The 17,655-nt window shown below is 71.6% G+C and carries 15 protein-coding genes; 9 read left to right on the forward strand and 6 right to left on the reverse strand.

All coding sequences use genetic code 11. The features are described from left to right. Positions 1-11: 11 nt before the first annotated feature. On the forward strand, positions 12-758 hold the full coding sequence (locus OG422_RS24420; RefSeq protein ID WP_405745584.1) for a DUF4118 domain-containing protein: 747 nt from the start codon (positions 12-14) through the stop codon (positions 756-758). 38 nt (positions 759-796) lie between these two features. Here OG422_RS24420 and kdpC read toward each other — a convergent pair whose 3' ends face one another. The 5 genes from kdpC to OG422_RS24445 all read right to left on the reverse strand — a co-directional run bounded on the left by kdpC (position 797) and on the right by OG422_RS24445 (position 6,639). Next, the gene (gene kdpC / locus OG422_RS24425; RefSeq protein WP_143942632.1) at positions 797-1,423 is read right to left on the reverse strand and encodes a potassium-transporting ATPase subunit KdpC; all 627 of its coding nucleotides are present in this window, start codon (positions 1,421-1,423) and stop codon (positions 797-799) included. Positions 1,424-1,451: 28 nt separating this feature from the next. After that, positions 1,452-3,560, reverse strand: coding sequence for a potassium-transporting ATPase subunit KdpB (kdpB, locus tag OG422_RS24430; RefSeq protein ID WP_143942631.1), 2,109 nt, complete (start codon positions 3,558-3,560; stop codon positions 1,452-1,454). After that, positions 3,560-5,224, reverse strand: coding sequence for a potassium-transporting ATPase subunit KdpA (kdpA, locus tag OG422_RS24435; protein WP_405745589.1), 1,665 nt, complete (start codon positions 5,222-5,224; stop codon positions 3,560-3,562). The genes kdpB and kdpA overlap by 1 nt, the downstream gene beginning before the upstream one ends. 10 nt (positions 5,225-5,234) lie before the next feature. Then, a complete protein-coding gene (kdpF, locus tag OG422_RS24440; protein WP_405745592.1) occupies positions 5,235-5,324 on the reverse strand; it encodes a K(+)-transporting ATPase subunit F in 90 nt (29 codons plus the stop codon). 223 nt (positions 5,325-5,547) lie between these two features. After that, positions 5,548-6,639 (reverse strand): HoxN/HupN/NixA family nickel/cobalt transporter, encoded by a 1,092-nt coding sequence (locus tag OG422_RS24445; RefSeq protein ID WP_143942635.1) that lies wholly within the window; start codon positions 6,637-6,639, stop codon positions 5,548-5,550. A 504-nt stretch (positions 6,640-7,143) separates the two neighbouring features. Here OG422_RS24445 and OG422_RS24450 point away from each other — a divergent pair. From OG422_RS24450 to OG422_RS24485, 8 genes are all read left to right on the forward strand, one after another. After that, positions 7,144-7,533 carry a cell division protein SepF gene (locus tag OG422_RS24450; protein WP_405745595.1) on the forward strand — a complete coding sequence of 130 codons (390 nt, stop codon included), beginning with the start codon at positions 7,144-7,146 and terminating at the stop codon, positions 7,531-7,533. 64 nt (positions 7,534-7,597) lie between these two features. Next, a complete protein-coding gene (locus tag OG422_RS24455; protein WP_405745598.1) occupies positions 7,598-8,950 on the forward strand; it encodes a biotin transporter BioY in 1,353 nt (450 codons plus the stop codon). Further along, on the forward strand, positions 8,947-9,330 hold the full coding sequence (locus tag OG422_RS24460; RefSeq protein ID WP_143942626.1) for a nucleotide pyrophosphohydrolase: 384 nt from the start codon (positions 8,947-8,949) through the stop codon (positions 9,328-9,330). The genes OG422_RS24455 and OG422_RS24460 overlap by 4 nt, the downstream gene beginning before the upstream one ends. Positions 9,331-9,829: 499 nt before the next feature. Then, positions 9,830-10,285: a DUF6099 family protein gene (locus OG422_RS24465; protein WP_143942634.1), complete on the forward strand. Its 456-nt coding sequence runs from the start codon at positions 9,830-9,832 to the stop codon at positions 10,283-10,285. A 259-nt stretch (positions 10,286-10,544) separates the two neighbouring features. Then, positions 10,545-11,468 (forward strand): LLM class F420-dependent oxidoreductase, encoded by a 924-nt coding sequence (locus OG422_RS24470; protein ID WP_143942625.1) that lies wholly within the window; start codon positions 10,545-10,547, stop codon positions 11,466-11,468. A gap of 1,240 nt (positions 11,469-12,708) precedes the next feature. Beyond that, positions 12,709-13,944: an arginine deiminase gene (locus tag OG422_RS24475; RefSeq protein WP_405745602.1), complete on the forward strand. Its 1,236-nt coding sequence runs from the start codon at positions 12,709-12,711 to the stop codon at positions 13,942-13,944. 270 nt (positions 13,945-14,214) lie between these two features. Further along, positions 14,215-15,219 carry an ornithine carbamoyltransferase gene (gene argF / locus OG422_RS24480; RefSeq protein ID WP_405745605.1) on the forward strand — a complete coding sequence of 335 codons (1,005 nt, stop codon included), beginning with the start codon at positions 14,215-14,217 and terminating at the stop codon, positions 15,217-15,219. A gap of 197 nt (positions 15,220-15,416) precedes the next feature. Next, complete coding sequence (locus tag OG422_RS24485) at positions 15,417-16,943, forward strand: amino acid permease (RefSeq protein WP_405745608.1); 1,527 nt, start codon at positions 15,417-15,419, stop codon at positions 16,941-16,943. Positions 16,944-17,016: 73 nt separating this feature from the next. Here the strand turns inward: OG422_RS24485 and OG422_RS24490 are convergent, their stop codons facing one another. Beyond that, positions 17,017-17,613 carry a ScbR family autoregulator-binding transcription factor gene (locus OG422_RS24490; RefSeq protein ID WP_251076834.1) on the reverse strand — a complete coding sequence of 199 codons (597 nt, stop codon included), beginning with the start codon at positions 17,611-17,613 and terminating at the stop codon, positions 17,017-17,019. Between the last annotated feature and the right edge of the window lie 42 nt (positions 17,614-17,655).

The raw sequence follows: 17,655 nt of genomic DNA on the forward strand, positions 1-17,655 counted from the left end.
AGGTGAGCGCCATGGTGCGGTATGCCACCCGGAACCGGCTCGCTCTTGCGGGCGCGGTCCTCCTCCCGCCCGCGCTCTGCGCGGCGCTCGTACCCGTCCGGGGCGTCCTGCCCCACGCCGACGCGGCGCTGATCGCCGTCGTGGCCGTGGTGGCGGTGGCCGCCCTGGGCAACCGGGCCGCCGGGGCGCTGGCGGCACTCTCCGCCGCGGTGTGGTTCGACGTCCTCCTCACCCCGCCCTACGGCACCTTGGACATCGCCCGGTCCGCCGACGCCGTCACCGCCGTGCTGCTCCTCGTCGTCGGCCTCACCGTCGCGCAGCTCGCGGCGCGGGCCCGGAAGTGGAAGGTGATCACGGTCCTGGACGACGGCTATCTGGCGCAGATCCACCACACCGCCCGCCTGGCCGGGACCGCCGCTTCCCCGGACGAGGTGATCGACCACGTCTCCCGGCAACTGGTCGGCCTGCTCGGGCTGAGCGCCTGCCGCTTCGAGTACGGCACGCTCCTCGGCCATCCGCCGCGCCTGCGGGAGGACGGCTCCATCGACTGGGGGCGGCGGCACTGGGACGCCGACCGCGACGGCCTGCCGCCGGCGGAGGTGGAACTGCGCGTGCTGCACAACGGCCGCTTCCACGGCCGCTTCCTGCTCCGCCCGGCCCCCGGCGCCGCCCCGCCGCTGGGCGCCCGCCTGGTCGCGGTCACCCTCGCCGACCAGGTGGGGGCGGCCTTCGACAACCTCAGCCCGACGGCCGCCTGACGCCGGACCGGGCCCGGGGCACGCCACGGTGCCCCGCGCTACCGCACCGGCCGCCCCTGCCCGGCCAGCGCCCGGTTGAGGACGACGACATTCACCCGGGGCTGCCCCAGGAACCCCAGCTGACGCCCCTGGACGTGCCGGCCGACCAGGGCCCGGACGCGGGCGGGGGAGAGCCGTCGGGCCCGGGCGACCCGCCCTGCCTGCTCGTACGCGTACGCCGGGGAGATGTCCGGGTCGAGGCCGGAGCCCCCGGCGGTGACCGCGTCCGCCGGGACGGCTGCCGGGGGGACGCCGTCGAAGGCGGCGACGGCGGCGCGGCGCGCCCGGATGGCGGCGGTCAGCGCCGGGTTGTTCGGCCCGAGGTTCGAGGCGCCGGATTTCCCCGGGTCGTAGCCGGCGGCCGATGGGCGAGGCTGGAACCACGCCGGGTCGGGCCGTCCGCCGCGCGCCCGCGGCAGGGTGAAGTTCTGCCCGAGAAGCCGCGAGGCCACCGGCCTGCCGTCCGCCGTCAGCAGCGAGCCGTTGGCCTGCCCGGGGAGGACCGCCTGGGCGATGCCGGTGACGAGCAGGGGATAGGCAAGACCCGTGATCACCGTGAACACCAGCAGCATCCGCAGGGCCGCCAGATGGTGGCGGAGGACCGTGGGGAGAGCGGTGCGTGCCATGGGCGTCCTCTCCGTCGCCGGGCGGCGGTCAGCGCAGACCGGGCAGGAACTGGATGACGAGGTCGAGCAGTTTGATGCCGAGGAACGGCAGGACCAGCCCGCCGAGCCCGTAGACCCAGATGTTGCGGGCGAGCAGCCGGTCCGCGGAGGACGGCCGGTAGCGGACGCCGCGCAGCGCGAGCGGGATCAACGCGACGATGATCAGGGCGTTGAAGACGATCGCGGAGGTGATCGCGGAGGTCGGGCTGTGCAGCCGCATGATGTTGAGCCCGTCCAGGCCCGGGTACACCGCCGCGAACATCGCGGGGATGATCGCGAAGTACTTGGCGACGTCGTTGGCGATGGAGAAGGTGGTGAGCGCGCCGCGGGTGATGAGGAGTTGTTTGCCGATCTCGACGATCTCGATGAGTTTGGTGGGGTTGGAGTCGAGGTCGACCATGTTTCCGGCCTCTTTGGCGGCGGAGGTGCCGGTGTTCATGGCGACGCCGACGTCGGCCTGGGCGAGGGCCGGGGCGTCGTTGGTGCCGTCGCCGGTCATCGCGACGAGTTTGCCGCCCGCCTGCTCCCGCTTGATGAGGGCCATCTTGTCCTCGGGGGTGGCCTCGGCGAGGAAGTCGTCCACGCCCGCCTCCGCGGCGATGGCCTTGGCGGTGAGCGGGTTGTCGCCGGTGATCATGATGGTTTTGATGCCCATCCGGCGCAGCTCGTCGAAGCGCTCCCGCATGCCTTTCTTGATCACGTCCTTGAGGTGGATGACGCCGAGCACCCGGGCCGTGTGGGTGCCGCCGTCCCGGAGGACCTCGCCCACCACCAGCGGGGTGCCGCCGCTCGCCGAGATGCCGTCGACGTGGTGGCCGATCTCCGCGGTGGGGTGCCCGCCGTTGTCGCGGACCCAGCGCATCACCGCGGTCGCCGCGCCCTTGCGCAGCGACCGCCGCTCCGCCGCCCCGCCGAGGTCGACGCCGCTCATCCGGCTCTGCGCGGTGAACGGGACGAACCTCGCCCCGTGCAGCTCGCCCTCGTCACGCCCGCGCAGCGCGTGCCGCTCCTTGGCGAGGACGACGATCGAGCGGCCCTCGGGCGTCGCGTCGGCGAGCGACGACAGCTGCGCGGCGTCCGCCAGTTCGCCGATGTCCACGCCGTGCGCGGGCAGGAACTCCGCGGCCTGCCGGTTGCCGAGGGTGATGGTGCCGGTCTTGTCGAGCAGCAGCGTGTTGACGTCGCCCGCCGCCTCGACGGCGCGGCCGGACATCGCCAGGACGTTGCGCTGCACGAGCCGGTCCATCCCGGCGATGCCGATGGCCGAGAGCAGTGCGCCGATGGTGGTGGGGATCAGCGCCACGACCAGGGCGGTGAGGACGACGAGGGTCTGTCCGGCACCGGCGAAGAGGGCGAAGGGCTGCAGCGTCACCACGGCGACCAGGAAGATGACGGTGAGGGACGCCAGCAGGATGTCGAGCGCGATCTCGTTGGGCGTCTTCTGCCGGGCCGCGCCCTCGACCAGCGCGATCATCCGGTCGATGAAGGTCTCGCCCGGCTTCGAGGTGATCTTGACGACGATGCGGTCCGAGAGCACCTTCGTCCCGCCGGTGACGGCCGACCGGTCGCCGCCCGACTCCCGGATCACCGGCGCCGATTCCCCGGTGACGGCCGATTCGTCGACGCTGGCGATGCCCTCGACGACATCACCGTCACCCGGGATGATCTGCCCGGCCTCGACCACCACATGGTCGCCCTGCCGCAGGTCGACGCCGGGCACCTCCTCCTCGGTGGCGGCGGCCGCACCGGGCCGGTAGCCGGTCAGCCGCCGCGCCATGACCGTGGTCCGGGCCCGCCGCAACGTCTCCGCCTGCGCCTTCCCCCGCCCCTCGGCCACCGCCTCGGCCAGGTTGGCGAAGAGGACCGTCAGCCACAGCCACGCGGTGATCACCCAGGCGAAGACGCTCGGCGTCTCGGCGGCGGCCAGCGTGGTCAGCGCCGCGCCGACCTCCACCACGAACATCACCGGGTGACGGAACATCACCCGCGGATCGAGCTTGCGCACGGCGCCGGGGAGGGATCGCACCAGCTGTCCCGGGTCGAGCAGCCCGCCGGAGACCCGGTCCCGGGCCGGGGTGGAGAGACCGGGCGTGGACATCAGTGCAGCGCCTCCGCGATCGGGCCCAGCGCGAGGGCCGGGAAGTACGTCAGACCTACGACGATGAGGACGACGCCGGTCAGCAGCGCGATGAACAGCGGCCGGTGGGTGGCGAGCGTGCCCGCGGTGACCGGGACGTGCCGCTGACCGGCGAGCGAACCGGCGAGCGCCACCACGAACACCATCGGCAGGTAGCGGCCGAGCAGCATGACGACCCCGAGGACCGTGTTGTACCAGCCGGTGTTCGCGCTCAGCCCGGCGAACGCCGAGCCGTTGTTGTTCGCCGCGGACGTCAGCGCGTACAGCACCTCCGAGAAGCCGTGCGGACCGCTGTTGAGCATGGCCGCCCGCTCACCGGGCAGCGCCATCGCCAGCGCCGCCCCGGTGAGGGCGAGCGCGGGCGTGGTCAGCAGGTAGAGCGAGGCGAACTTCATCTCCCGGCCGCGCAGTTTCTTGCCCAGGTACTCGGGTGTCCGGCCGACCATCAGCCCGGCGACGAAGACCGCGACGATCGCCAGGATGAGGATGCCGTACAGCCCGGAGCCAGTACCGCCCGGTGCGATCTCGCCCAGCATCATGTCGAAGAGCGTCATCCCGCCGCCGCCGGGCGTGTACGAGTCATGGGCGGAGTTGACGGCGCCGCACGAGGTGAGCGTGGTGGAGACGGCGAACAGCGCCGAGCCCCAGATCCCGAACCGCGTCTCCTTGCCCTCCATCATCCCGCCGGCCGCCCGCCCGGCCGCGCTGCTGACGCCGTGCAGTTCGTTGACGGTCACGGTGACGAGGGACGCGACCCAGAGCAGCGCCATGACGGTCACGATCGCGTAGCCCTGCCGGTGATCGCCGGTCATGGCGCCGAAGGTCCGCGGCAGGGCGAAGGCGATCACCAGCATCAGGTAGATCTCGATGAGGTTGGTGAGGGCGGTGGGATTCTCGAAGGGGTGCGCGGAGTTCGCGTTGAAGAAGCCGCCGCCGTTGGTGCCCAGCTGCTTGATGGCCTCCTGCGACGCGACGGGGCCGCCCGTCAGACTCTGGTGACCACCCGCCAGGGTCGTGACCTCGTGGGCGCCGTGGAGGTTCTGGATCACCCCGGAGGCGGCCAGGACGAGCGCGAAGACGAACGCGAGGGGCAGCAGGACCCGCAGCACGAGCCGGGTCAGGTCCACCCAGAAATTGCCGACCTGGTCGGTCTGCTTCCTGGTGAAGCCGCGGATCAGCGTGGCGACGACGGCGATGCCCACGGCGGAGGAGACGAAGTTCTGCACCGTGAACCCGGCCATCTGCACGAGATGCCCCATGACCGACTCGCCCGCGTACGCCTGCCAGTTGGTGTTGGTGGCGAACGACGCCGCGGTGTTGAACGACAGGTCCGCGGGGACGGCGCCCCTGCCGAGGGAGAGCAGCAGGTGGTGCTGGAGGCGCAGGAACGCGTACAGGAACAGCACCGACACCGCGGAGAACGCGAGGACGCTGCGCAGATAGACCGGCCAGCGCTGCTCCACCGCGGCGTTCACCCCACCCGCGCGGTGCACCAGCCGCTCGACGCGCCCGTGGCCGGTGGCGGTGAGCACCCGCGCGAGATGGTCACCCAGCGGGCGGTACGAGAGGGCCAGCGCCGCCACCAGAAGCAGCGCCTGGAGGCAGCCGGCGAGCGTGTCGCTCATCCGCGCCCGCCTAGAACTTCTCGGGGTGGAGGAGACAGACGATCAGGTAGATCACCAGGCCGGTGGCGGCCACCAGGCCGATGATGTCGTCCGCGCTCACAGCCGCCCCGCCCCTCGGGCGGCCAGTGAGAGGAGCGCGAACACCACGACCGTGAGGGCGATGTGGACGACATCCGACACAGCTGAGCCACCTCATAGCACCGGGGGAGCGGACCGTTCGCCCCACCTTCCCCGAGGGGGCCCGATTCCCCGTGGTGATCCGGCGGGTGTCCGGGTTTTCCCGCTGTTGCGCGCGGCCGACGGGGTGACGGGGCGTGCGGCGGTCACTCCGACGAGCTGAGCGCGCCCTCCTGGACGGCACCGGACCGCAGACCCGCGGTCCACTTCTCCTCGATGCGGCCGAATTTCCAGACGGCGAGCGCGACGGCCCAGGTGGCGAAGAAGAGGCCCACGATGACGAAGCCGACGAGGTTGAGGTCGAGCCCGGCGATCCAGTCCCAGAAGAAGCCGTGCAGAGCGAGCTTCTCGGCGAGGAGACCGAGGAGTTCGACGGTGCCGATGAGCAGGGCGACGGCGACGGAGAGCCCGGTGATGGTGAGGTTGTAGTAGACCTTGCGGACCGGCTTGGAGAACGCCCAGCCGTAGGCGAAGTTCATGAACGAGCCGTCGATGGTGTCCAGCAGCGACATCCCCGCCGCGAAGAGCACCGGCAGGCAGAGAATGGCGTACCAGGGCAGGCCGGAGGCGGCGCCGGAGCCGGCCAGCACCAGCAGCGCGATCTCGGTCGCGGTGTCGAAGCCGAGGCCGAAGAGCAGGCCCAGCGGGTACATCTGCCACGGCTTGGTGATCGACTTCATGACGCGGCCGAGGAGGCGGTTCATGAACCCGCGGTTGTTGAGCTGCTCCTCCAGGGCCTCTTCGTCGAACGACCCGGCCCGCATCCGCCGGAAGACCCGCCAGATGCCGACCAGGATGACGAGGTTGACCGTGGCGATGACGTAGAGGAAGACGCCGGAGACGGTGGTGCCGATCAGCCCGGTGATGTCGTGGAGTCGGGAACCGTCGTCCTGCACGGGCCCGGCGAGGGTCTTCACGCCGAGGGAGAGCAGGAAGGCCAGGGCGAAGACGACGCTGGAGTGGCCCAGCGAGAACCAGAAGCCGACCGACAGCGGGCGCTGCCCCTCACCCATGAGCTTGCGGGTGGTGTTGTCGATGGCGGCGATGTGGTCGGCGTCGAAGGCGTGGCGCATGCCCAGGGTGTACGCGGTGACCCCGATGCCGATCCCGAAGGTCTTGGTGCCCAGGCTGTAGTGCTCCGGCGCCACGATGGCGACCAGCGTGAACCAGCCGATGACATGCAGGGCGACGATGAACGAGGCCATGCCCGCCATCCGGCCCCATTCGGCGCGGGTCATCGAGCGCGCGAGGCGCTGACGGCGGGAGAGCGCGGGACCGGCCGCGGGCATGGACGGGGGCGTGGGCATGGATACTGCTTTCTTCCGAAGGACCTGCCCCTCCACATTCCTGCGGGTCAGTTTTACTTGCAACCAATGTGCAGTAAAGCTTCGACTCCGCCCCCTCCTGCGGAAACCGCCGTGACCCCTGCGGAAACCGCCGTCGACCGGCCGTGATCGGATCGCGGATTTCCGTGCTCCGCCGCCTCTTTCCAGAGGGGGAGGGTCCGTAGTCGCGGTACGAGGGCCCTCCCCGTAAGGCGCTGCGTACGGGGTGAAGAGGCACACACAATCCCGACGGGGGAAACCGCCCGGGCTGTCGGTTCCGGCCCGTGTGGATGGTGCAGGATGGGCCGCGGATGTGGTGCGATGTGTACCGCACCCAGCGGTGTTTGTATGTTTATCCCTGGAATTGATCGATGTGGATATTGCGTCAGGCAGTGCCCCCACGAATGAGGTGAAGCGGTGAACGGCCCCGATGCCACCGATGAGCAGTGGGAAGGTCTGGCCGTGGTCGTCCCGCTGCGTAGCGGCAGCGAATGGCCCTCCTGGCCGGATCACCGCGCGCTCCCCGACGACGATCCGACCGAGGAGAGCCGCCGTTTCGTCGTGATCCGGGTGCAGACTTTCGCGGACGCCCGCGAGGTCGCCGAGTACCTGATGGCGCAGATTCCCGTACTGCTGGATCTCAGCAGCGCCGACGCGGATGTCGCCAAGCGCATCCTCGATTTCTCCAGCGGCGTCGTCTTCGGACTGGCCAGCGGAATGCACCGCGTGGACACCAATGTCTTCCTGCTCGCACCCCAGGGCACGGAGGTTGCGGAACCGGCCGTCGGCTCCATCCCTCATTCGTAGGAAGAGCCGACGATGTAACGGTTCTCCGGCGGGCGTCCCATGGGACCCTGCATAGCTTCGAGCTATGCATAGCGACAGCGCGCGTCCCGCGCTCACCGAGTTACGGCTCTCCGCCTTCCGCAACCACCGGGGCGTCAGCCTCCCGCTGAGCCCCGTCACCCTGCTCACCGGCCCGAGCGGCAGCGGCAAGACCGGGGCCCTCCAGGCGTACGGCATCCTCGCCCGGCTCGGTGCCGGGGAGCGGCTCGCGGACGCGCTGGCGTCCGTACCCGGCGGCGCCCCGGCGTGCGTACCGGCCGACGCGCGCCCCGACGAGCAGGGCCGCCGGGGGTTCCGCATCGGCTGCACCGTCGACGGTCCGGCCGGGCCGGTCCACCTCGATCTGGCCGTCCAGACCGAACCCGACCTGCGGATCGCCGGGGAGCGGCTGACCGGCGGCGGCGAAACCCTCCTCACCACCGCCCTGACGGATCCGGCCCGCCGCGCCGTGCAGGCCGCCTGGCACACGGCGGGCGCGGCGCCCGTCACCCGCGCGCCACTGCCCGACGACCGCCTCGGTACCTCGCTGCTGCCGCTCCGCGTCGCGGGCAAGACGGCCGGTCAGCGCTTGGTGCTGGCCGCCGCGGAGCAGGTCGTGGTGGCGCTCAGGTCGGTCTTCCGGTGCGATCCGTGGCCGGAGGCGATCCGCGGTGAACGGCCCGCCCCGGGGCGCGCCGGGGAAACCGACGGCCCCGGGGGCGCGGCGGACGGCCGTACATCCCGAGGGCGACGCGTCGCCGTCCGGCCGGGTACGGCGACGCGGGCGGAGGGCCACCCCGCCCTGGGCGACGGGGCGGACGAGGGGCGGCTGCGGTCCTCCTGCGACAACCTGTCGGTGGTCCTGGAGCGGATGGCCGAGGAGTGCACGCGGCGCCACACCGGTCTGGTGGCGGCGGTACGGGCCGCCTCTACGGGACCGGTCGAGGGGCTGCGCACCGTGCCCCGGCAGCCGGACCGGCGGACAGTGGCCGACGGGCGGAGCGGTGCCGAGGCGGCGCCGGGCCCGATGGCGCCCCGCGGTGAACCGGCCGGACCGACGGGCATCCAGGCCGTACTCGACCGGGGGCGCCTGGGGGTGATGCCCCTGGACCGGCTCGGCGACGGCGAGTTGCGCTATCTGGGGCTCGCCGTGGTGCTGCTCACCGGGCCCGGGGTGCTGGCGATGGACCCGGTGGCGGAGATCCCGGAGGCCCTTCAGCAGCTGACGGTCGTCGCGGACGGCGCGGACCGCTGCATGGACGCCCGGCAGGCGGCCGAACTGATGGCGCTGGCCGTACGGATGGCGGACCGCGGCCGGGTGCGGCTCCTGGGGACGGTGCGGGATCCGGCGGTCGCCGACGGACTGCCCGGGGTGCGGGTGCTACACCTGGGGACATGAGTGAAGATCTCCACACCCTCCAGCGGCGACTGGCCGCATTCGCCGCCGCACGGGACTGGCAGCAGTACCACAACCCCAAGAACCTGGCGGCGGCGCTCAGCGTCGAGGCGTCCGAACTGGTCGAGATCTTCCAGTGGCTGACCCCTGAGCAGTCGGCCGCGGTGATGTCCGAACCGGCCTCCGCGCGCCGGGTGGAGGACGAGGTCGCGGATGTCCTCGCCTATCTGCTGCAGTTCTGCGAGGCCCTGGGGATCGACGCCCTGACGGCCCTGGCGGCGAAGATCGAACGCAACGAGTCCCGCTTCCCCGCCGTGCGCGACGCCCGGCCGGACCGCGATCGCACGGGGGAGGGGTCCGGCGGGGCGGATTCCGCCTCCTGAGCTTCGCCCGGCGGCTCCCTGCCGTTCCCCGGTACCGACCACCGGCGGGGCAGGAATGCGGGGAGGGCCGGGCGGCGCTCCCCCGCCACGAGAGGAGTGGTGACGGCCGGTCCCGGGCGGGGCCAGCCGTCACCGTTGCCGGGCGTGGCCGGTTCGGGCGTGTGCGCGGGGCACTTCCGGGCGTTCCGTCGCCTCTGAGCCGGAGTCTCCCGTGAGCAACGCGCTGCCTGCCGCGGCGGAACGGAACGCCGTGACGCCCGGGGCCGAAGGGACGACCGCGATCCGGCGGTGCGTCAGGTGGTGGAGGGAAGGCCATGACAGAAGTGAACGAAGAGACTCGGGCACGCCATAAGTCACTCTCCGGAGTCATGGATCTCTCCGCATCGCCTTGGTTGTCCATAGATTTGCGAATTCCCCTGGCGTTTTTGGGTGTTCACCCTCACTCTGGGTAGTGGAAGAGTGTGGGGTGAGGCAGATGACGACGAAGGGAGGAACGCGCATGGACGCGGTGCGGATCATCGCGGCCAGTCGGCGCGGTCTGGCAGAGGCGAGCACGGTGCAGGAAGTGGTCGTCGAGGCATGGCAGGCGCAAGCCCTGGCCGAGGCGGTCGGGAGCCATCTCGCGATATTCGGTCCGTACGAAGTGCGGTCCCGGGCAAGGGGGTTGGGCGATGCGGGCGGGCGGTTCAGCGGGGGACTGCTCTGCCCGGTGGCGAGAGCGGGCGGCCTGCGGGCGGCCCAGCTCACCGAAGTGAAGGACGTCAGGGCCGCGTTGACCGGCCTGCGCGGACTGCTGCGGGAGGTCTGCGAGGTGCTGGTGGGCATCGTGTGCACGGCGGACGAGGAGGGGATGTACTGGACCTGCGTCGAGGTGATGGACTCCGCGGACGAATCGCGTGACCGCATCGCCGGAATACTCGAAAAGCTGGAGGTACGCGACCGCGATCTCGCCTGAGGCGCGGGGCTGCGGGTCGGCCGTTCCTCCTGGCCTTCCGCCGGCCGATGCCACCGGCCGTTCGTCTCGGCCTTCCGTCGGTCCGGCCCATCGACCCGCTCCCGTCGGCGCCGGACTCGCGCTCCCCGGCACGACTCGCGCCCTGAGAGAACTCACACCTCGCCTCGCCGATGGCTCCTTCCGTTCGCCGGACGCTTCGATCCGGGGCACGCGGTCCGCGGCGACGGTTCCGCGGGGGCTGAGCGTGCAGGATGGAGACATGGATCTGCGTATTTTCACGGAGCCTCAGCAGGGGGCTTCCTACGACACCCTTCTCACCGTCGCCAAGGCCACCGAAGACCTCGGCTTCGACGCCTTCTTCCGCTCCGACCACTACCTCGCGATGGGCAACTCCGACGGTCTGCCCGGTCCGACAGACGCCTGGATCACCCTGGCCGGTCTCGCCCGTGAGACGCGGCGTATCCGCCTCGGCACCCTGATGACCGCCGGTACCTTCCGCCTGCCCGGTGTGCTGGCGATCCAGGTCGCCCAGGTCGACCAGATGTCCGGCGGCCGCGTCGAACTGGGCCTGGGCGCGGGCTGGTTCGAGGAGGAGCACACGGCGTACGGCATCCCCTTCCCCAAGGAGAAGTTCGCCAGGCTGGAGGAGCAACTCGCGATCGTCACCGGCCTGTGGGGCACCGCGCCGGGCGAGGAGTTCTCCTATGACGGCACGCACTACCAGCTGACGAAGTCGCCCGCGCTGCCCAAGCCCGCCCAGCGGAAGGTCCCGGTGCTGATCGGTGGCCACGGGGCGACGCGTACGCCGCGGCTCGCCGCGCAGTACGCCGACGAGTTCAACATCCCGTTCGCCTCGCTCCAGGACAGTGAGCGCCAGTTCGGCCGGGTGCGGGCGGCGGCGGAGGTGGCCGGGCGCAAGGGGGACGACCTGGTGTACTCCAACGCCCTCGTCGCCTGCGTCGGCAAGGATGACGCCGAGGTGGCGCGCCGTGCGGCGGCCATCGGGCGCGAGGCGGACGAGTTGAAGGCCAACGGCCTGGCCGGTTCGCCCGCCGAGGTCGTCGACAAGATCGGGCGGTACGCCGAGATCGGCGCCTCCCGCGTCTACCTCCAGATCCTGGATCTGGACGACCTGGACCACCTGGAGCTGATCTCCGCCCAGGTGCAGTCGCAGCTCGGCTGAACCGCGGGACCGCCGGACCGGGCCACGACGCGGGGCCCGGCGAACCCGCACTGCGTCGAGGGCCGTCGGGCCGGGCGGGTGACCGCCGGACCGACGGCCCTCGTGCTGTTCGGGGCTTCCGGGCGCCGTGCCTCAGAGGGCTGTGCCTTCAGGGCCTTCAGGTGTCGGGGCCGGCCGGCTGTTGAGTGACGGGCCCGGTATCGAGGCGCGGGCGTCACCGTTCGCCAGGGTAGCGGAGCGAGGCGGATCGGCAGCGGGGCCGACGGGCGTTTTGTTGGGGCCATTGATATGGCGCTTTGCCGTAATTGCCGTCAACTTGGCGCCTGTTGTGGCGCAGTGCCTGCGGCCCGTTCGGCGCCATGTTGACGACGGCTCGATGTGCGGCGGCGGTGTGCCGGAGGGATCGACCGCCGTACCGGAATCCCGCCGGGCGGCGCGGCGGAGCCCGTAGGGGACGTCCCGGATCCCGTACGGGAGGGGCGTGGGAGGGAAGGTTGAGACGGCTGGAATCGGCCACGGGTGAGCCTGCTGTCAGCCCGTGAGCGATACGGGCTGGGCGGCCATCCGCGCCCCGGGAACGCATCTAACCGACCGCGTGCGGCCGTCGCGCGAGCCGGTGCAGGGGCCCTGTCCCGGTGGTGTCCGAGCGGCGTTCGCGGCGTCGCCAGTGGAAAGATCCCGGTCCCCCGCGGCGCCACACCGGCGCGCCGACCGGGCGGGCGGGGACGCCGGAGCCCGGGGCCCGCGCCGGGTGGTGGTGCGGGGCGTACGGGCAGGGCGCCGCCCGGTGCTCACGCGGTGCGCGGCGCGAAGAGCGGAGCGGAGCGCGCGGACCCGGCGTGCGGAGCCGCTGGTGCGCCCCCGCGCGGAACGCCCGCCCGCCTGGCTCGGCGCGCCGCCCCACCCCGCGATCTTCCGCGCCCTGGCGTGCCCGGCTGGGCGTCTCCGGCCTTGCCGACACCGCCCCACCCCGCCGCTCTGCCACGTCCCGAGGAAGCCCGCACCGGGCGGGGCCGCACCGGGCGGAGTCGCGTAGCGCAGAACCGGGCGGGACGCGGGACAGCCCTGGCACGGGCCCGGAGGCGGGTCCGGCACACGCCCCAGCCGAACACCGACCCCGACCCCGACCCCGACCCCAGACCAGGGAACACCCCGAGGTACCCCGCAGCCGAACCCCCACTTCTCCCCCGAATCCCGCGGGCAGCGTTCACCGTGGGGCGGAAGCGGCCAAGATGGAGAGATGGGATTCCAAGTCGATTCCGAGGCCGGGCGGCTGCGCCGCGTCATCCTGCACCGTCCCGATCTGGAGCTGAAGCGGCTGACGCCGACCAACAAGGACGCGCTGCTCTTCGATGACGTGCTGTGGGTACGCCGGGCGCGGGCGGAGCACGACGGATTCGCCGATGTGCTGCGCGACCGTGGCGTGGCGGTGCATCTCTTCGGCGATCTGCTGGCCGAGACGCTCGCCCTGCCCGTCGCGCGCGAGCTGGTCCTGGACCGCGTCTTCGACGAGAAGGAGTACGGTCCGCTCGCCACCGATCATCTGCGGGCCGCCTTCGACGCGCTGCCGGTGCCGGATCTGGCCGAGGCGCTGGTCGGCGGCATGACGAAGCGGGAGTTCCTGGAGCGGTACCCCGAGCCGACGTCGGTCCGCTTCCACGTCATGGAGCTGGACGACTTCCTGCTCGGCCCGCTGCCCAACCACCTCTTCACCCGCGATACCTCCGCCTGGGTCTACGACGGGGTGTCGGTCAACGCCATGCGCTGGCCGGCCCGGCAGCGCGAGACGGTGCACTACGAGGCGATCTATGCCCACCATCCGCTCTTCCGCGACGAGGAGTTCCACGTCTGGTCGGAGGGGCAGGTGGACTACCCGTCCACCATCGAGGGCGGCGACGTGCTGGTGCTCGGCAACGGCGCGGTGCTGATCGGGATGAGCGAGCGGACCACACCGCAGGCCGTGGAGATGCTGGCCAGGGGGCTGTTCGCCGCCGGATCGGCCCGCACCATCGTGGCGCTGGACATGCCCAAGAGCCGCGCCTTCATGCACCTCGACACGGTCATGACCATGATCGACGGCGATACCTTCACCCAGTACGCGGGGCTCGGCATGCTCCGCTCGTACACCATCGAGCCGGGCGGCGGCGAGAACGACCTCAAGGTCACCGACCATCCCCCGGAGCACATGCACCGCGCGATGGCGGCGGCGCTCGGGCTGAGCGACATCCGGGTGCTCACCGCCACCCAGGACGTGCACGCCGCCGAGCGGGAGCAGTGGGACGACGGCTGCAACGTCCTCGCGGTGGAGCCGGGCGTGGTGGTCGCCTACGAGAGAAACGTCACGACCAACACCTTCCTGCGCAAGCGCGGCATCGAGGTCATCACCATCCCGGGCAGTGAACTGGGCCGAGGCCGGGGCGGGCCGCGCTGTATGAGCTGCCCGGTGGAGCGCGACGCCATACCGGACGTGGGCTGAGGCGGGGCGGACGGATGGCGCCGGACCGCGACGGGCGGCACCCGGCCCCGGCCCGGCCTCGCCCGGCCCCGGCCCAGGCTGGTGCCGGCCGCGCCCGCATCCCGCCCCCCTCCGGGCCCACCCCGCGGCATCCCGGGCGAGCCATCAGGGGGCGCCGCGCGAGGGTCCGAGCACCCAGTCCTGAATAGTGATGCGGCGCCTCGTATACACTTCCAGGGTCCTGTCCGAAAACATCTGCTCGTGCCCCGATGCCGTGAACCAGGAGTCACCATGGCGATAGATCTCACCGGCCGCCACTTCCTCAAGGAGCTGGACTTCACCGCCGAGGAATTCCGCGGACTGGTCGACCTGGCGGCCGAGCTGAAGGCCGCCAAACGCGCCGGGACCGAGACCCAGCGGCTGCGCGGCCGCAACATCGCCCTCATCTTCGAGAAGACCTCGACCCGCACCCGCTGCGCCTTCGAGGTCGCCGCCGCCGACCAGGGCGCCTCGACCACCTACCTCGACCCGTCCGCGTCGCAGCTGGGGCACAAGGAGTCCGTCCGTGACACCGCGCGCGTTCTCGGCCGGATGTTCGACGGCATCGAGTTCCGGGGCAGCGCGCAGGCGGACGTCGAGGAGCTGGCCGCGTACGCCGGTGTCCCGGTGTTCAACGGGCTCACGGACGACTGGCACCCCACCCAGATGCTCGCCGACATCCTCACCGTCGTCGAGCACGGCGGCGGCCGCCCGCTGACCGATACCGCTTTCGCCTACCTCGGCGACGCCCGCTACAACATGGGCAACTCCTACCTCGTCACCGGAGCGCTGCTCGGCATGGACATCCGGATCGTGGCGCCGCGCCTGCTCTGGCCGTCCGACAAGGTCGTGGCGCAGGCGCACGCGCTCGCCGCGGCCAGCGGCGCCCGCATCACGCTTACCGAGGACGTCGCCGAGGGCGTGCGCGGCGCCGACTTCGTGACCACCGACGTCTGGGTCTCCATGGGGGAGCCAAAGGAGGTCTGGGACGAGCGGATCGCGCTGCTCGCCCCGTACGCCGTGACCATGGACGTACTGCGGGCCACCGGCAGGCCGGACGTGAAGTTCCTGCACTGCCTGCCCGCCTTCCACGACCTGGGCACGGCGATCGGCCGGGAGATCCACGCCCGCCACGGGCTGACCTCGCTGGAGGTCACCGACGAGGTCTTCGAGTCCCCGCACTCCGTCGTCTTCGAGGAGGCGGAGAACCGCATGCACACCATCAAGGCGGTCCTCGTCGCCATCCTCGGCCGCTGACGGCAGACGGCCGCGGGGTGTGCCCGGCACACCCCGCACCGCATACTCATGCGTACAAATGGGCGATCATGCAGTCATAGCGGTTACCATCGACCGCTCACGGGGTCCGGGCCCACCGGCCCACGCCCCGTTTCCGCACGCCGGACGCCACCCGCACCGGCAGCGCGCCCCGCACCACCAGAGATGAGAACCACCCCATGCGTCCGTCCGCAGCCCGCCGTTCGCCCCAGGCGCGGCGCGCACCGCTCGCCGCCCGCCCCGGGCTGCGCATCAAATCCCCCGACGCGCTCCTCGCCGAATCGGGCACGGACCTCGACGGCAACGGCCTCGCCCGCAGCATGGGGCTCTTCCAGGTCGTCTGCTTCGGCATCGGCGCCATCGTCGGCACCGGCATCTTCGTCGGCCTCTCCGACACCGTCGCCCACGCCGGCCCCGCCGTCCTCATCTCCTTCATTCTCGCCGCGCTGACCTGCATCTTCACCGCCTTCTCCTTCGCCGAGCTGGGCGGCGCGATCCCGGTGTCCGGCAGCTCGTACTCCTACGCGTACGCCACCCTCGGCGAGCGGACCGCGTTCCTCGTCGGCTGGTGTCTGCTGCTGGAGTACGGCGTCTCGGTGTCGGCGGTCGCGGTCGGCTGGGGCCAGTACCTCAACGAACTGCTCGGCAGCCTCACCGGCTGGCAGCTGCCCGCCGAGCTGGCCAGCCCGCCCGGCGACGGCGGCATCGTCAACGTCCCGGCGGTCGTCGTGCTGCTGCTCGCCGCGACGCTCCTGGTGCGGGGCATCCGCGAGAGCGCCCGCGCCACCGCCGCCATGGCCGTCCTGAAGATCGCGGTGCTGCTGCTGTTCTGCGCCATCGCCCTCTCCGCCTTCCGCGACGGCAACCTCACGCCGTTCGCGCCCGAGGGCGTCGCCGGGATCACCTCGGGCGCCTCCGTCGCGTTCTTCTCGTACATCGGCTTCGACGCGATCACCACCGCCGGTGAGGAGGTCAAGAACCCGCGCCGGAACATCCCGCTCGCGATCATGATCTGCATCGGCGTGGTCACCGTGCTCTACTGCCTGGTCGCCCTCAGCGCCATCGGTGCGCTCTCCGCCGGGGACGTCGCCGACAAGCCCGCCGCGCTCTCGCTGATCGTCAACCACGTCACGCACTCCGCCGTCGGCGGCGGGGTGATCGCCTTCGGCGCGGTCGTCGCCATCGCCTCCGTCGTCCTGGCGGTCATGTACGGCCAGACCCGCATCCTGATGTCGATGTCGCGTGATGGCTTGATCCCGAGGGTCTTCGCCCGGATCTCGCCCCGGACCGCCACGCCCGTCGCCAACACCTGGATCGTCGCGGTCGTCTTCGCCGTCCCCGCAGCCGTCGTCCCGCTGGACGTGGTGATGAACCTGACGACCATCGGCACCCTGGCGATCATGGCGGTGGTGAACGTCAGCGTCATGGTGCTGCGCCGCACCCGCCCCGGTCTCGCCCGCCGCTTCCGTGTCCCGCTCTTCCCGGTCAGCCCGCTCCTGGGCATCGCGTTCAGCCTCTACCTGATCTACGGGACGGGCCGCGCGACCTGGCTGGAGTTCGCCGGATTCCTCGTCGTCGGCGCGGTCGTCTACGCGCTCTACGGCCGCCGCCACTCCCGCCTGCGGACCGCCCAGGAGCCGATGCCGGACGAGGGCGCGCAGTCCTCCGAGGAGGCGCACCGCTCGGAGCCCGCGCCCCTGAGCTGACCCCGTAGGGGCCGGGGCCCTCCGGATTCGCCCGGTGCCCCACGGGCCGGTCCGCCGGCTTGTGGCGCCGGGCTCAGACCGCGGCCCGCTCCTCGCTGCCGCGCGGCTCCAGGTGGCTCAGCGCGCCCGCCGTCGCGAGCCCCGGCAGGGTGTGCTTCCACAGCACGGTGACTCGCTCCGGCAGATCGGTGCGGTTGCTCGCCGCCATCGAGAACAGCTGCACGCCGAAGTACGACGCGACGAAGAACTCCGCCGCCCCCTCGGGTGAGACGCCGGGCAACAGCTCGCCGTTGTCCTGGGCGTCGGAGAACATCTTCGTGATGATGTCGATCCACGCGTGGTACGGCACCAGCGGCTCCTCGCTGAACGTCGTCTCCAGCGCGATACGGGTACCGGCCTGGAGCAGCGGGTCGTCCCGCAGCGCCACCGCCACCTGATGCGTGAAGTCGATCGCGTCCTGGAGCCGGGAGGCGGTGACCTTCTGCTCGAAGGGCTGGGTCTGCTCCATGATCACCGCACGGGCCAGCGCGTGCTTGGAGGAGAAGTGGAAGTACAGCGCCCCCTTGGTGACACCGGCCTGCTGGATGATCTCCGCCATCGTTGCGGCCTCGTATCCGCGCACGCCCATCACCTGCGCCGCCGCCTCAAGGACCGCACGCCGTGTGCGCACTGCGCGTTCCTGCTTGACCACCGATCGCCCTCCGTATGCTCT

It is taken from the genome of Streptomyces sp. NBC_01525 (genome assembly GCF_045040405.1).
GTDB classification, from domain to species: domain Bacteria; phylum Actinomycetota; class Actinomycetes; order Streptomycetales; family Streptomycetaceae; genus Streptomyces; species Streptomyces benahoarensis.

Bases quoted from the DNA above. Each gene is read 5' to 3' on its own strand.
- OG422_RS24485 (WP_405745608.1), top strand. From the start codon at position 15,417: ATGCGTCCGTCCGCAGCCCGCCGTTCGCCCCAGGCGCGGCGCGCACCG.
- OG422_RS24420 (WP_405745584.1), top strand. From the start codon at position 12: ATGGTGCGGTATGCCACCCGGAACCGGCTCGCTCTTGCGGGCGCGGTC.
- argF (WP_405745605.1), top strand. From the start codon at position 14,215: ATGGCGATAGATCTCACCGGCCGCCACTTCCTCAAGGAGCTGGACTTC.
- kdpA (WP_405745589.1), bottom strand. From the start codon at position 5,224: ATGAGCGACACGCTCGCCGGCTGCCTCCAGGCGCTGCTTCTGGTGGCG.
- kdpC (WP_143942632.1), bottom strand. From the start codon at position 1,423: ATGGCACGCACCGCTCTCCCCACGGTCCTCCGCCACCATCTGGCGGCC.
- kdpB (WP_143942631.1), bottom strand. From the start codon at position 3,560: ATGTCCACGCCCGGTCTCTCCACCCCGGCCCGGGACCGGGTCTCCGGC.
- OG422_RS24455 (WP_405745598.1), top strand. From the start codon at position 7,598: ATGCATAGCGACAGCGCGCGTCCCGCGCTCACCGAGTTACGGCTCTCC.
- OG422_RS24445 (WP_143942635.1), bottom strand. From the start codon at position 6,639: ATGACCCGCGCCGAATGGGGCCGGATGGCGGGCATGGCCTCGTTCATC.
- OG422_RS24470 (WP_143942625.1), top strand. From the start codon at position 10,545: ATGGATCTGCGTATTTTCACGGAGCCTCAGCAGGGGGCTTCCTACGAC.
- OG422_RS24460 (WP_143942626.1), top strand. From the start codon at position 8,947: ATGAGTGAAGATCTCCACACCCTCCAGCGGCGACTGGCCGCATTCGCC.
- OG422_RS24475 (WP_405745602.1), top strand. From the start codon at position 12,709: ATGGGATTCCAAGTCGATTCCGAGGCCGGGCGGCTGCGCCGCGTCATC.
- OG422_RS24465 (WP_143942634.1), top strand. From the start codon at position 9,830: ATGGACGCGGTGCGGATCATCGCGGCCAGTCGGCGCGGTCTGGCAGAG.